The following is a 13906-nucleotide window of genomic DNA, read 5'->3' on the forward strand; positions in this document are numbered from 1 at the left end:
CCATGAACAAACGCACCCTGCTCAGCCTGGCCCCGGTGGCCCTGTTGTCGGCCTGCGGATTCCGGCTGCGTGGCGTGCCGGAGTTCGGGTTTGGCTCACTCTACATCGTGGCACCAGCCAGTTCGCCGCTGGCGCGGGAGCTGCAGCGCACGCTCGACGGGTCGGGCAGCCAGCTCAAGGTGCTGCGCGACCCGGCCAGCATGCCGACGGCAGAGGCCATTTTCGACCTGCTGCAGGAGCAGCAGGAGCGCGTGGTGGTGGGCCTCAACGCGTCGGGCCAGGTGCGCGAGCTGCAGCTGCGCCTGCGCATCAAGTTCCGCCTGCGCACGCCCACGGGCGTGGAGCTGATTCCTGACGCCGAGCTGCTGCAGCAGCGCGACATCAGCTACAACGAAACCATTGCGCTGGCCAAGGAGGCCGAAGAGGCGCTGCTCTACCGCGACATGCGGACCGATCTGGTGCAGCAGCTCATGCGCCGTCTGGCCGCTGCCAAGCGCTAAGAGCTGCTCTGAGCGTCTGCGCGCTCAGGTGCTCAGGCGCTCAGGCGCTCAGCGTTGGCCCCTGGCCGTGCGAGGGCACGCGCATCAGCGTGCTCTTGCCAAACAGCGACTCCACCAGGTCCACCGCCAGCACGGCGGTACGGTTGCGCACATCCAGCGCGGGGTTGAGCTCCACAATGTCCAGCGAGGCCAGGCGCCCGCTGTCGGCAATCATCTCCATGCACAGCTGCGCCTCGCGGTAGGTGGGGCCGCCGGGCACGGTGGTGCCCACCCCAGGGGCAATGTCGGGGTCCAGAAAATCCACATCAAAACTCACATGCAGGTGGGTGTGTGCATCCAGCCCGGCCAGGGCCTGCTGCATGGTCTGGCGCATGCCCACCTCGTCGATGTAGCGCATGTCGAACACCTCCAGGCCCTGCTCGTGCACAAAGCGCTTTTCGCCTGCGTCCACGCTGCGGATGCCAATCTGCCGGATCTGTGACGGGTGCAGCGCCGGGCCGCCACCCGGCATGCGGGCCAGCCCGGTCAGTGCTTCAGGGCCAAACCCGCACAGGCAGGCCACCGGCATGCCATGCACATTGCCGCTGGGCGTCAGGGCACTGGTGTTGAAGTCGGCATGGGCATCCAGCCATAGCACCCGCAGCTTCTTGCCCACCTCCGCGCAATGGCGGGCCACGGCGCTGATGCTGCCCAGGCCCAGGCAGTGGTCGCCCCCCAGCAGGATGGGCAGGTGGCCCAGCTGCAGCTCGGCATACACCGCGTCGAACACACGCTGGTTCCACTCCACCACCTCGGGCAGGTGGCGGTAGCCGTCCATCGGCGGCTGCCACGGGTTGGCCGGGCCGCTGAGGTTGCCCCGGTCAAACACCTGCAGCCCGTGGGACTCCAGCGCTGCCTGCAGGCCCGCCACACGCAAGGCCTCGGGCCCCATGGAGGCGCCACGTGCACCTGCGCCGATGTCGGTAGGGGCGCCGATCAGGCTGGTGGGCTGGGCGCTGCGCAGGGCGGTGGGGGGCATGGCAATCTGACTTTCTGGGATATGGCAGTGAGGGGGAAGGGCGCGGGCGCCCGGGGGAATTCTCCGGGCTTTGGGCGGCAATGAACAGCGCTGCAGCTGATCGGTTCGTGGCCTCCCTTGTGCACTGTGAGGGCATCCGCTGGCAATTTGCGCAATGCCGGGTCTGCCCAGGCGATAAACTTTGCCGCATGCAAGTCGCCTTGGCCCAACTCTCTCAGCATCTTCAACGGGGCCTGTCGCCGCTGTACGTCCTGCATGGCGACGAGCCCTTGCTGCAGCAGGAGGCGGCCGACGCCATCCGCGCCACGGCCCGCGCCCAGGGCTACACCGAACGCAGCAGCTACACCGTGGCGGGCGCCCACTTTGACTGGAGTGCGGTGCTGGCAGCTGGTGGCTCGCTCAGCCTGTTTGCCGACAAGCAGATCGTCGAGATCCGCATCCCCTCCGGCAAGCCGGGCAAGGACGGCAGCGTGGCGCTGCAGCAGATCGCTGAATCAGCCCGGGGCAACGACAGCACCCTCACCATGGTCATGCTGCCGCGCCTCGATAAAGCCACCAAGACCGGCGCCTGGTTTGCCGCACTGGAGGGCAGCGGCACCTCCATCCAGATCGACCCCATCGAGCGCGGCCAGCTGCCGCAGTGGATTGCCCAGCGACTGGCCCAGCAAGGCCAGCGCGTGGTGGCGGGCGAAGAAGGCCAGCGCACCCTGCAGTTTTTTGCCGACCGCGTGGAAGGCAACCTGCTGGCCGCGCACCAGGAGATTCAAAAGCTGGCCCTGCTGCACCCGGCGGGTGAACTGACGCAAGCCCAGGTCGAAGCCGCCGTGCTCAACGTGGCGCGCTATGACGTGTTCAAGTTGTCCGAATCGGTGCTCGCCGGGCAGACGGCCCGCGTTCAGCGCATGCTCGACGGCCTGCAGGCCGAGGGCGAGGCCGAAGTGCTGGTGCACTGGGCGCTGGCCGAAGACATCCGGGCCCTCAAGCGCGTGAAAGACGCCATGAACGCCGGCCGCCCCCTGCCCATGGCCTTGCGCGAAAACCGCATCTGGGGCCCCAAGGAGCGGCTGTTTGAACGCATCCTACCCAAGGCCAGCGACGCCGCCCTGGTGCGCCTGCTGCAGTCGGCCCACACGGTGGATGGCATCGTCAAAGGCCTCAAGCAGCCCGACTGGCCGCAGGACGGCTGGCAGGCGCTGCAAAGGCTGGCGTTGCAGGTGTGCCGGTTGACGCAGGCGGCGCGCTGATGGGTTGACTTCTCTCACCAAAGGACCTCGAGAGCAAAGCCATGCGTTTTCGATTGCTGATTAGAAACGCGTCGCTTGTTGCTCTTCTGCTTTTACCCGTTGCTCTGGCTGTCGGTTCGTTGCTTTGCGGCCTCGTGTCGTCTGGATTTGATAAAGGTGGCGTGTGGCCATTCACGGTCCTGGGACTGGCTGGCGCAGTAGCTGCGTTGAATCTTTACTTGGCTTTCATTCGCCCATGGTCCTATTCGCTCCGGACAAACGGTCGAATGGAGGGATACAGACGCACATCTGGAGCGCCGCTGGTGGGGACCGTGCTTGTTGTGGGCGCGATCATGATGGCCTTCGGCGATTGGCTACTCTCGGCTGGAGGCTTGCTGGTTTTGGCGCTGGATGTCGGTGGGACGCCTTGGTGCCTGGCAGCAATCTCGCGGGATCGCTCATTTTGGGAGTGAGTATTCAGCTAGGCTCTATCTGATTCAGTCACCACCCCCCGCGCCTTCTCTACCCACATCTGCAAATTCGCCACCAAATCCTTCTGGCTGAACGAGCAGCTTTCCTCTGAAAACAGCGCGCTCGATTCCAGCCGGTCCAGCAGGTTCAGCAGCACTTCGCTGTAGCGCGGGGGCAGGGCTGCGAGTAGGGTGGTTTGCTGGCGGGCCAGGGTACTGAAGGTGGCGGCGGTGTGGTCGCCGCGTTCAAAGCCCTGCAGGGCTTCGGTCAGGGTGGCGAGCTGGGCGGGGGCGGTGGTGGTCATGGCCAGGGATGTGCGAGTAGGGCAAGTCCGCAAGGGTAAAGCCAAGTGCGGCAAAATCGCCGGATGAACGCCCTCAACGTCGCTGAATACACGCACTCTCTCGGTCTCCAGGCCAAAACGGCCTCTGCGCTGATGGCCAAAGCGCCAGCAGCTATCAAAAACAAAGCGCTCAAGGCGCTGGCCCGGTTGCTGCGCGAGAACGTGGCCCAGCTCCAGATCGACAACGCCAAAGACCTGGAGCGTGCCGTGGCCAATGGGCTGGCGGGCCCGATGGTGGACCGGCTCAAGCTCACCCCCAAAGTGCTGGAGACTTGTGCCGAGGGCTGCGAGCAGCTGGCCGCCATGCCCGACATCATTGGCGAGATCCTCGGCATGAAGCAGCAGCCCAGCGGCATCCGCGTGGGACAGATGCGCGTACCGATTGGCGTGTTCGGCATGATTTACGAGAGCCGTCCCAACGTCACCATCGAAGCCGCATCTCTGTCGATCAAGAGCGGCAACGCCTGCATCTTGCGTGGTGGCTCCGAGGCGATTGATTCGAACAAGGCGCTGGCCAAGCTGGTGCAGCAGGCGCTGGCCGAGGCCGGACTGCCGCAAGACGCGGTGCAACTGGTGCAGACCACCGACCGCGAGGCCGTGGGCCAGCTCATCACGATGCCGCAGTTTGTGGACGTGATCATCCCGCGTGGCGGCAAGGGCCTGATCGAGCGCATCAGCCGCGATGCCAAGGTGCCTGTGATCAAGCACCTGGACGGCAATTGCCACACCTATGTGGACGACCCCTGCGACATCGCCATGGCCGTGAAGGTGGCCGACAACGCCAAGACCAACAAGTACAGCCCCTGCAACGCGAGCGAAGGCCTGCTGGTGGCGCGCGGCGTGGCGGCTGAGTTTTTGCCAAAGATCGGCGCGGTGTATGCCGCCAAGGGCGTGGAGATGCGTGGCTGCCCTGAATCGCTGGCCATCTTGCAATCGGTGGCGGGTGCCAAATTGGTAGCCGCGACCGAGCAGGACTGGAGCGAGGAATACCTGGCTCCGATCATCAGCGTCAAGGTGGTGGCGGGCGTGGATGAGGCCATTGCGCACATCAACCACTATTCGAGCCACCACACCGACGCCATCCTGACAACGAACCATGTGCACGCCCAGCGCTTCCTGCGCGAGGTGGATTCGGCCAGCGTGATGGTGAACGCGAGCACGCGGTTTGCCGACGGCTTCGAGTACGGCCTGGGGGCCGAAATCGGCATCAGCACCGACAAGTTCCACGCGCGCGGCCCGGTGGGCATTGAAGGCCTCACTTCGCTCAAGTACGTGGTGCTGGGCGAGGGCGAGGTGCGGGCCTGATGTGCTCTTGAAACAATAGCTAATGGCGCATGTTCGACTAGCGCTTGCGGCCAATTTCACATGAAAATCATCATCCTCGGCGCCGGCCGCGTGGGCCAGAGCGTGGCAGACAGCCTGGTGTCCGAGCGCAACGACATCACCGTCATCGACACCGATGCCGCACGCCTGCGCGACCTGGAATCGCGGTTTGACCTGCGCGGAGTGGTGGGCAACGGCATCGAGCCCGCCGTGCTGGCCGAGGCGGGGGCCGAGGACACCGACCTGCTGATCGCCTGCGCCGCGCAGGACGAGACCAACCTGGTGTGCTGCAAGATCGCGCAGCTGCTGTTCAACATCCCCAAGCGCATTGCGCGGGTGCGGTCTACAGGCTTCGAGGCCCATGAGCGGCTGGTGGGCCCCGAGGGGTTTGCGGTGGACCGCATCATCTGCCCTGAAGAATCGCTAACCCGCTACATCGGCAAGCTCATCGAGTACCCCGAGGCCATGCAGGTGCGCGAATTTGCCGGGGGGCGCGCTTGCCTGGTGTCGGTGCGGGCGCGTGTGGGGGCTCCCATGGTCGGGCACTCCATCGGCGCGCTGCGCGAGAGTGCGCCGGAGCTGGCGATGCGCATGGTGGCGATCTACCGACGCTTCCCGGACGAGCCCGACCGTTTCATCGCCTGCGACGGCAGCACGCGCATCGAGCCGGGGGACGAAGTGTTCGTGCTGGCCGCGCACGAGCACATTGCCAACGTGCTGGCCGCCCTGCACCGCCCAGCCTCCCAACAGCCCCAGCCCGTGCGCCGCATCATGATTGCGGGCGGCGGCCGCGTGGGCCTGCGGCTGGCGCGGCAGCTCAGCCAGGCGGGCGGGCGCTTTCACATCAAGATCATTGAGGACCATGCGGACCGCTGCGTGGAGCTGGCGTCGGCCCTGCCGCCTGAGGTGCTGGTGCTGCAGGGCGACACCACCGACGAAGACCTGCTGGGTGACGAAGGCATCGAGGAGGTGGACCTGTTCCTCGCGCTCACCGACGACGACGAGGACAACATCATGTCCTGCCTGCTGGCCAAGCGCATGGGCGCAAGCCGGGTGCTGGCCCTCATCAACCGGCGCAGCTATGCCGATCTGATGCACGGCACGCAGATCGACATCGCGCTGTCACCCGCGCAGGCCATGTTGGGTGAGCTGCTGGCCTATGTGCGCCAGGGCGACGTGCAGGCAGTGCACAGCCTGCGCCGGGGCGTGGCCGAGGCGCTGGAGATCGTGGCGCGTGGCGACCGCAAAAGCTCGCGCGTGGTCGGCCGCAAGGTCAGCGATCTGCAACTGCCGCGCGATGTGCACATTGGCCTGATCGTGCGCGGTCTGCCCGACGCGTCGGAAACGGAGGGGGCAGCGGCTGCCGATCTGCGCGAGCCCGAGGTCATCATTCCGCGCAGCGCCACGGTGATCGAGAGCAACGACCATGTGGTGTTTTTCCTGCCCAACAAGCGGCTGGTGCGCGACGTGGAAAAGCTCTTCCGTGTGAGCGCAACTTTTTTCTGACCCGGCACCGAGCTGCGCGAGACCTCCATGACGGACATGTTTCCCGTTCTGCGTGTGCTGGGCATTCTGTTGATGATCTTCTCGCTGTCCATGGGCCTGCCGCTGGCGGTGTCGCTGTGGACGCGTGATGGCGTCTGGTTTGTGTACCCGCTGTCCATCGCAGCCACGATGCTGGCCGGCGCGTGGCTGTGGTGGCGGCTGCGGCTCTTTCGGCAGGAGCTGCAACCGCGCCATGGCGTGATGCTGGTCTCGCTGGTGTGGGCGCTGTTGCCCCTGTCGGCCGCGCTGCCGCTGATGCTGGCCGGGCACCACACCGGGCACCCGCTGTCGTTCACGCATGCCTACTTCGAGGCGGTGTCGGGCCTGACGACCACGGGCTCCACCGTGCTGGCGGGCCTGGATGCACTGCCGGTGTCGGTGAATGTGTGGCGCACCTTTTTGCAGTGGATGGGCGGCATGGGCATCCTGATCCTGGCCGTGGCTGTGTTGCCGCTGCTGGGCGTGGGCGGCAGCCAGCTGTTCAAGGCCGAGGCGGCGGGGCCGCTGAAGGACACCAAGCTCACGCCGCGCATGACCGGCACGGCCAAGGGGCTGTGGGGGGTGTATGCGCTGTTTTCCACGCTGTGTGGCCTGGCCTACTGGGCCGGGGGCATGGCGCCGCTCGATGCGTTGATGCACATGTTCACCACCGTGAGCCTGGGCGGGCTGTCATCGCACGACCTGAGCTTTGGCTACTTCCAGTCGCCGCTGCTGGAGGCGATTTGTATCTTCTTCATGCTGGTGGCCAGCTGCAATTTTGCGCTGTACTTCGTCGCCATTCGCAAGGGCCAGTGGGGCGGATTCTGGCGCGACCCGGAGCTGCGGGCCACGCTGGTGACGCTGATTGGCGGCGGTCTGCTGGTGGCGCTGCTGTTGTGGGCCAAGGGCGTGTATGGGCCGCTGGACGCGTTGCGCCATGGCATGTTCAATCTGGTGTCGCTGGCCACCACCACCGGCTTTGCCACGGTGGACTACCTGGCATGGCCCGTGTTTGCGCCCGTGTTCATGCTGCTGCTGTCGGGTGTGGCCACCAGTGCGGGCTCGACGGGCGGGGGCATCAAGATGGTCCGCATGCTGATCCTCGTCAAGCAGGCGCGCCGCGAGATGAACCGCCTGGTGCACCCGCGCGCCGTGCAGCCGGTGCAGCTGGGCGATGCCGTGGTGGACAACCGGGTGATCTTCTCGGTGCTGGCCTTCATGCTGGTCTATGGCGGCACGGTCTTTGGGCTGAGCATGGTCATGCTGCTGACGGATCTGGACCCGGTGACGGCGTTCTCGGTGGTGCTGGCCAGCGTCAACTGTGCGGGCCCGGGCCTGGGCAGCGTGGGGCCAGCGTCCAACTATGCGGTGCTGACCGATTTCCAGATCTGGGTGTGCACCCTGGCCATGCTGCTGGGCCGGCTGGAGATATTGAGCTTTATGGCCTTGCTGACCCCGGCGTTCTGGCGCCGGTAGGGGCCGGGCCGTGGTACCACCATGGGGTGGCTTGCGAAAACCCAGCCTGACCCCACATCCTACAATTCACTGCAATCGCTTCCCGAGGGCTTTCCATGGTTCCGCATCTCATCACGGCCCTCAGCGGGCCGATCAACGAACTCGAACAGCGCATTCTCGACTCGATGCCTGCCATCGAACGCTGGTTCCGGCTGGAGTGGATGGAGCACACGCCGCCGTTCTATACGTCGGTAGACATCCGCAATGCAGGCTTCAAGCTGGCGCCGGTTGACACCAACCTCTTCCCGGGCGGCTGGAACAACCTGACCAAGGAGATGCTGCCGCTGGCCGTGCAGGCTGCGATGGCCGCCATCGAGAAGATCTGCCCCGAAGCGCGCAACCTGCTGATCATTCCGGAGAACCACACGCGCAACACGTTCTACCTGTCCAACGTGGTGCAGCTGCAGCGCATCTTTAACATGGCGGGCCTGAACGTGCGCGTGGGCTCCATCAGCCCCGAGATCAAGAAGTCCACGCTGATCGAGCTGCCCAACGGCGACACCGTGACCCTGGAGCCCGTGGTGCGCACCAAGCGCCGGCTGGGGCTCAAGGACTTTGATCCCTGCACCATCTTGCTGAACAACGACCTGACTGCAGGCGCGCCCGGTATTCTGGAGGACATCCACGAGCAGTACCTGCTGCCCCCGCTGCACGCCGGCTGGAGCGTGCGCAAGAAGAGCACCCACTTCAAGAACTACGAAGAGGTGGCCAAGCGCTTTGGCAAGATGCTGGGCATCGACCCCTGGCTGGTCAACCCCATGTACAGCCAGTGCGGCGAGGTGGACTTTGCCGAAGGCACGGGCATGGACCAGCTGCAGACCAGTGTGGATGCGCTGCTGACCAAGGTGCGCCGCAAGTACAAGGAATACGGCATCAACGAAAAGCCCTTCGTGATCGTCAAGGCCAACAACGGCACCTACGGTATGGGCATCATGACCGTGCGCGACGCCAAGGAGCTGGACGCCGTCAACCGCAAGACCCGCAACAAGATGGCCGTGATCAAGGACGGCCAGCCCGTGAGCGAGGTCATCATCCAGGAAGGCGTGCTGACGCAGGAGCGCGTGAACGACGCCGTGGCCGAGCCCGTGGTCTACATGATGGACCGCTACGTGGTGGGCGGCTTCTACCGCATGCATGCCGAGCGCGGTGTGGACGAAAACCTCAACGCCCCCGGCGCGAGCTTTGTGCCCCTGGCCTTTGAGCACAGCACCCACATGCCCCAGCCTGGCGTGCGCCCGGGTGTGAGCGCACCCAACCGCTTCTATATGTATGGCGTGGTGGCCCGGCTGGCGATGCTGGCGGCCAGCTATGAGCTGGAGGCCACCAATCCGGACGCCGAGGTGTACGACTAAAAGCCAGGGTCTTTGGGGCCCTTTGCGGGCCCTGAGGGCGTCGGGTTTCAGCGCCTTTGCCTCCTGGGCGGAGGCTGTGCAGCGGGCGGGTGGGGGAGGGCGGCCGCCCCGCATGCCATGCCCGAGCCCGGTTGCCAAGGGCGAGTTGCTGCATTGCAACATGGGGTTTCGCCTCCAATCGCTTGATCTGGCTCAGGCGCACAATAGCGTTCCCAAAAGTAACGGAACCCCGTCAGGCCGAGCGCCCGGGGGTGGTCAGTGCAAAGCTCCAAGTCATCGCTCGCAGCGCTCACGCTGGGCGCCATCGGTGTTGTGTATGGCGATATCGGCACCAGCGTGCTGTATGCCGTCAAGGAGGTGTTCGGGTCCGGCCATGTGCCTTTCACGCCTACGAACGTCTACGGCATCCTCTCCATCTTTTTCTGGACCCTCACGGTCATCGTCTCCCTGAAGTACGTGGTGCTGGTGCTGCGCGCCGACAACCACGGCGAGGGCGGCCTCATCGCCATGCTGGCCCTGGCCTCCCAGGCCGTCAAAGACAAGCCCCAGTTGCGCAGCGTGCTGCTGGGCGTGGGCATTTTTGGCACTTCGCTGTTTTATGGCGATGGCGTCATCACTCCGGCCATCTCGGTGCTGTCGGCGGTGGAGGGGCTGGAGGTGGTGTCCGAGCACTTCAAGCACTACGTGATCCCGATCACGCTGGTGGTGCTGTTTTGCCTGTTTGCCGTGCAAAAGCGCGGCACGGGCGGCATTGGCAAGTTTTTTGGCCCCATCACGCTGGTGTGGTTCGTCACCATCGCGTTGCTGGGCGTGTCGCACATCGTGGGGCACCCGGAGATCTTGTGGGCGCTGAGCCCGCACCACGCGCTGGGCTTCATGTGGGCCAACCCGGGCACCAGCTTCATCATTCTGGGCGCGGTGGTGCTGTGCGTGACGGGCGCCGAGGCCTTGTATGCCGACCTGGGCCATTTCGGCAAGCGCCCGATCCGCATGGCCTGGTTTGGTGTGGCCATGCCCTCCCTCACCCTCAATTATTTTGGCCAGGGCGCGCTGCTGCTGGCCGAGCCCGAGGCCGTCAAGAACCCGTTTTATCTGATGGCACCCGACTGGGCGCTGGTGCCTTTGGTGATCCTGGCCACCATGGCCACTGTGATTGCTTCGCAGGCGCTGATCACCGGTGCGTTCAGCGTGACCAAGCAGGTCATCCAGCTCGGCTACCTGCCGCGCCTGAACATCCAGCACACCAGCGTGCGCGACACGGGCCAGATCTACATGCCGCTGGTCAACTGGGGGCTGTTCGTGGCTATCGTGCTGGCGGTGGTCATGTTCCGCTCGTCGAGCAATCTGGCCGCAGCCTACGGTATCGCGGTGACGCTGGACATGCTGATCACCACCACGCTGACCTTCTTTGTCATCCGCTACGGCTGGCGGTACCCGCTGGCGCTGTGCGTTGCGGCCACGGGCTGCTTCTTTGTGGTGGACCTGGCGTTCTTCGCCTCCAACCTGCTCAAGCTGTTCCAGGGCGGCTGGTTCCCGCTGATGATCGGCGGCATCGTGTTCTCGCTGATGATGACCTGGAAGGAAGGACGCCGCCTGCTCAACGACAAGCTGCGCGCCGATGCCATCGACCTCAAGGACTTTCTGGAATCGATCTTCATCAGCCCGCCCACACGGGTGGATGGCACGGCCGTCTTCCTGACGGCCGAAACCGGCGCGGTGCCCAATGCCTTGCTGCACAACCTCAAGCACAACAAGGTGCTGCACCAGCAGAACCTGTTTGTCACCGTGCACAACCATGAGACACCCTGGATTGGCCTAGACAAGCGGCTGCAGGTCGAGTCGCTGGGGCACGATTGCTGGCAGGTGGTGGTGCACTACGGCTTCAAGAACGACCCCGACCTGCCCCGTGCGCTGGAGCTGCTGCGCGGGCGAGGCTGTGAGCTGGAGCCCATGACCACCAGCTATTTCCTGTCGCGCGACACCGTCATCCCCACCATCGGCAGCGGCATGGCGCCCTGGCGCGAAAAGCTGTTCGCCCAGATGCACCACAACGCCAGCGGTGCAGCCGACTTCCTGCACCTTCCCAATAACGCGGTGGTCGAGCTGGGCTCCAAGATCGAGATCTGACCGCAGGGGCTCTCCAGGCCCCCTGCAGGTACTGCGAGGCAGTTGAAGGCGATTTTTGCTTGGTAGCGCTAGTGCTGATTGCCTGAAATGCTATCAATAATGTAGTGATCGCGGCGAGCTGCCCGTCTGTCTCATTGCCTGATGCGCGCGGTGACAGAATCGCGCCCATGCAATTTTTCAAAGACCTGAGCCTTTCCACGGCAGTGGCGGGCTTCGTGGCGGTGCTGGTGGGCTTTACCAGCTCGGTGGCCATCGTGTTCCAGGCCGCTCAGGCGTTTGGCGCCACGCCCGCGCAGATCACGTCCTGGATGTGGGCGCTGGGTCTGGGCATGGGGCTGTGTTCGCTGGTACCCTCGCTGATCCTGCGCCAGCCCGTCATGGTGGCCTGGTCCACACCGGGCGCCGCCGTGCTGGCCACGGCTGGTTTGGCGGGCGGCTTCAGCATGGGCGAGGCCATCGGCGCCTTCATGATCAGCGCCTTGTTCATCACCCTGGCGGGCGTCACCGGCTGGTTTGAACGCGTGATGAACCGCATCCCCATGGAAATCGCCGCTGCCTTGCTGGCTGGCGTGCTGGCCCGCTTCGGCCTGCAGGCGTTTGCGGCAGCCCAGACGGCGCTGCCTTTGGTGCTGCTGATGTTGATGGTCTATCTGGTGAGCCGCCGTCTGGCTGCGCGGTATGCGGTGGTCATCACCCTCGCAGCGGCCGTGGTGTTTGTGGCCGCCCAAGGGCAGATGGCCTGGTCGGCGGTGCAGCTGGAGTTGGCCCTGCCGGTTTTCACCGCGCCCCAGTTCAGCGTGGCTGCCGCCGTCAGCCTGGCGATTCCTTTGTTTGTGGTGACCATGGCTTCGCAAAACCTACCCGGTGTGGCGGTCATCCGAGCGTCGGGCTACGACCTGCCCATTTCGCGGCTCATCACGCTCACGGGTCTGGCCACCCTGGTGCTGGCGCCTTTTGGCGCGTTTGCGCTCAACTTCAGTGCCATCACCGCTGCAATGTGCATGGGCCCCGAGGCGCACGCCGATCGCAACCGGCGCTACACGGCCGCAGTGGCATGCGGCGCCATCTATGTGGCGATCGGCCTGTTTGGTGCGGTCATCACGGGGCTGCTCACCGCCTTTCCCAAGGAACTGGTGGTGGCCATCGCGGGTTTGGCCTTGCTGGGCACCATCGGCAACGGTCTGGCGGCGGCGCTGCGGGACGAGTCGCACCGTGAGGCGGCACTCATCACCTTCCTCGTCACCCTCAGCGGTGTGGTCATTGTTGGGGTGGGCTCGGCCTTCTGGGGAGTGGTGGCCGGCAGCATTGCGCTATTTGTGCAACAGTACAGGCGTTCGCAGGCCAACGGCGCGTAAGCCGCCTTGGCTGCCTGGGCCCATAGGCTCCCCCTTTCTTGACCCGACACCATGAAACTGCTCTTCATCGCCGACCCGCTGCAAAGCTTCAAGATCTACAAGGACACCACCTTCGCCATGATGCGCGAGGCACAGCGGCGTGGGCACACCCTCACGGTCTGCGAACCGCAGCACATCACCTGGCAGCGCGGCAGCAAGGTCACCGCGCGGGTGCAGGACATCCGGCTGACAGGCGATGCCACCCACTGGTACGAGGCCCAGTCGCAGCGCAGCGCAGCGTTGGCCGACTTTGACGCGGTGCTCATGCGCAAGGACCCGCCCTTCGACAGCGAGTACTTCTACGCGACCCACTTGCTGGAGCAGGCAGAGCGCGACGGCGCGCGCGTGTTCAACAAGCCCAGCGCCCTGCGGGACCACCCGGAAAAGCTGGCCATCATGGAGTTCCCGCAGTTCATCGGGCCTACGCTGGTCACCCGGGATGCGGAAGACATTCGCCGTTTTCATGCGGAGCACCAGGACATCATCCTCAAACCCCTGGATGGCATGGGCGGCATGGGAATCTTTCGCGTGGGCCCGGATGGCCTCAACCTGGGCAGCATCACCGAAACACTGAACCGCCACGGCGCACAGAGCGTGATGGTGCAAAAGTTTCTGCCCGAGATCGTTGATGGCGACAAGCGGGTTCTCATTATTGGAGGCAAGCCGGTGCCCTTCTGCCTGGCGCGCATTCCCCAAGGCAGCGAAGTGCGGGGCAACCTGGCTGCGGGCGGCAAGGGCGTGGCGCGCCCTCTGTCTGCACGGGATCGTGAGATTGGTGAAGCATTGGGGCCGGTGCTGCAATCCCGCGGTTTGCTGTTGGCTGGCGTGGATGTGATCGGCGATTGCGTCACGGAGATCAATGTCACCAGCCCAACCTGCTTCCAGGAGATCTTTGACCAGACAGGCTGCGATGTGGCCTTCCTGTTCATCGATGCGCTGGAGGCGGCTGTGGCGGGTGCGCGCGGCTGATCAGCGGAGCGGGTTTTTGCAAAGTTCTTCGGGTTTTCCCTGCTCTGTGGTGTGAGGCGTGCTATAGTCGAGGGCTTCGCTACTGAGACCTGAGTGCAAAAGTGTTCAGGCTCTCTGGGTGGTTTGTGATGGTGCTTAGGCGCTGCT

At 64.9% G+C, this 13906-nt stretch carries 11 protein-coding genes; 9 read left to right on the plus strand and 2 right to left on the minus strand.

Annotation, left to right across the window (positions count from 1 at the left end):
* The first annotated feature begins 2 nt into the window (after positions 1-2).
* Positions 3-500 carry an LPS-assembly lipoprotein LptE gene (locus tag ACT531_RS16145; protein ID WP_476018061.1) on the plus strand — a complete coding sequence of 166 codons (498 nt, stop codon included), beginning with the start codon at positions 3-5 and terminating at the stop codon, positions 498-500.
* A gap of 40 nt (positions 501-540) precedes the next feature.
* Here ACT531_RS16145 and rocF read toward each other — a convergent pair whose 3' ends face one another.
* The gene (gene rocF / locus ACT531_RS16150) at positions 541-1518 is read right to left on the minus strand and encodes an arginase (protein ID WP_015016121.1); all 978 of its coding nucleotides are present in this window, start codon (positions 1516-1518) and stop codon (positions 541-543) included.
* A 188-nt stretch (positions 1519-1706) separates the two neighbouring features.
* Between rocF and holA the strand changes: the two genes are divergently transcribed.
* The gene (holA, locus tag ACT531_RS16155) at positions 1707-2762 is read left to right on the plus strand and encodes a DNA polymerase III subunit delta (protein WP_476018062.1); all 1056 of its coding nucleotides are present in this window, start codon (positions 1707-1709) and stop codon (positions 2760-2762) included.
* Positions 2763-3222: 460 nt separating this feature from the next.
* Here the strand turns inward: holA and ACT531_RS16160 are convergent, their stop codons facing one another.
* Positions 3223-3516, minus strand: coding sequence for a hypothetical protein (locus ACT531_RS16160; protein ID WP_476018063.1), 294 nt, complete (start codon positions 3514-3516; stop codon positions 3223-3225).
* 63 nt (positions 3517-3579) lie between these two features.
* On the opposite strand from ACT531_RS16160, the gene ACT531_RS16165 reads away from it, so the two are divergent.
* From ACT531_RS16165 to gshB, 7 genes are all read left to right on the plus strand, one after another.
* Complete coding sequence (locus ACT531_RS16165; protein ID WP_476018064.1) at positions 3580-4860, plus strand: glutamate-5-semialdehyde dehydrogenase; 1281 nt, start codon at positions 3580-3582, stop codon at positions 4858-4860.
* Positions 4861-4920: 60 nt separating this feature from the next.
* A complete protein-coding gene (gene trkA / locus ACT531_RS16170; RefSeq protein WP_476018065.1) occupies positions 4921-6384 on the plus strand; it encodes a Trk system potassium transporter TrkA in 1464 nt (487 codons plus the stop codon).
* 27 nt (positions 6385-6411) lie between these two features.
* Positions 6412-7878 (plus strand): TrkH family potassium uptake protein, encoded by a 1467-nt coding sequence (locus tag ACT531_RS16175; RefSeq protein ID WP_295937147.1) that lies wholly within the window; start codon positions 6412-6414, stop codon positions 7876-7878.
* A 95-nt stretch (positions 7879-7973) separates the two neighbouring features.
* The gene (gene gshA, locus ACT531_RS16180; protein ID WP_476018066.1) at positions 7974-9269 is read left to right on the plus strand and encodes a glutamate--cysteine ligase; all 1296 of its coding nucleotides are present in this window, start codon (positions 7974-7976) and stop codon (positions 9267-9269) included.
* Between the two features lie 258 nt (positions 9270-9527).
* Positions 9528-11396, plus strand: a complete 1869-nt coding sequence (locus ACT531_RS16185; protein WP_476018067.1) for a potassium transporter Kup — start codon at positions 9528-9530, stop codon at positions 11394-11396.
* A gap of 167 nt (positions 11397-11563) precedes the next feature.
* The gene (locus ACT531_RS16190) at positions 11564-12751 is read left to right on the plus strand and encodes a benzoate/H(+) symporter BenE family transporter (protein ID WP_476018068.1); all 1188 of its coding nucleotides are present in this window, start codon (positions 11564-11566) and stop codon (positions 12749-12751) included.
* 51 nt (positions 12752-12802) lie between these two features.
* The gene (gene gshB, locus ACT531_RS16195) at positions 12803-13759 is read left to right on the plus strand and encodes a glutathione synthase (protein WP_476018069.1); all 957 of its coding nucleotides are present in this window, start codon (positions 12803-12805) and stop codon (positions 13757-13759) included.
* Positions 13760-13906: the final 147 nt, after the last annotated feature.

Source organism: Acidovorax sp. DMC1 (genome assembly GCF_056314325.1).